Below are 518 nucleotides of genomic sequence, written 5' to 3' on the forward strand. Positions count from 1 at the left end.
GGCATGGAGCAGCAGGTGCACGCCGCCGGCGAGCCGCCGCATCGGCGGCGAGATGCTCGCGGGCAGCGCCGGATAGGCGCGCCGGCGCCAGATGCGATAGACGATGCGCGCCGCCACCAGGAACAGCACGGTCGAGGCGATCGCCTTGTGCACCAGCAGCGGCGTGCCCCCGCGCGGCGCATCCCCGCGCAGGTGCGCCGAGCCGAAGCCGATGCACCAGACCGTCACGATGATGGCCGCCATCAGCCAGTGGAACCGCCGAGCGCCGCGCGGATAACGCGCCGCCGGCCCGGCATCGCCGTTGCCGTTGCCGTTGCCGTGAAGTTGAGCCATGTTTTCGCCTCCTATATAATCGCCACGCGCAATAATTGATTTTCCAAACAGATGGGCGGACGCCTTGCCGACGCCCTTCATCCCCGCACGCCAGGCTCGCCGACATGCCCGATCTCGATCACTACCGATTCACCGAAGCCTTCCCCTACCTGCTCGCCAAGGTCGGGGTTCGCATGGAGCAGCTG

The 518-nt window shown here is 68.0% G+C and carries 1 protein-coding gene; it reads right to left on the minus strand.

Features of this window, described 5'->3' with window-relative positions:
• The coding region (locus HW466_RS31735; protein ID WP_208456261.1) for a cytochrome b at positions 1-414 on the minus strand (414 nt) is incomplete at its 3' end.
• Positions 415-518 lie beyond the last annotated feature (104 nt).

Origin of the sequence: Burkholderia territorii, assembly GCF_902833055.1 — a bacterium.
GTDB classification, from domain to species: Bacteria; Pseudomonadota; Gammaproteobacteria; order Burkholderiales; family Burkholderiaceae; genus Burkholderia; species Burkholderia territorii.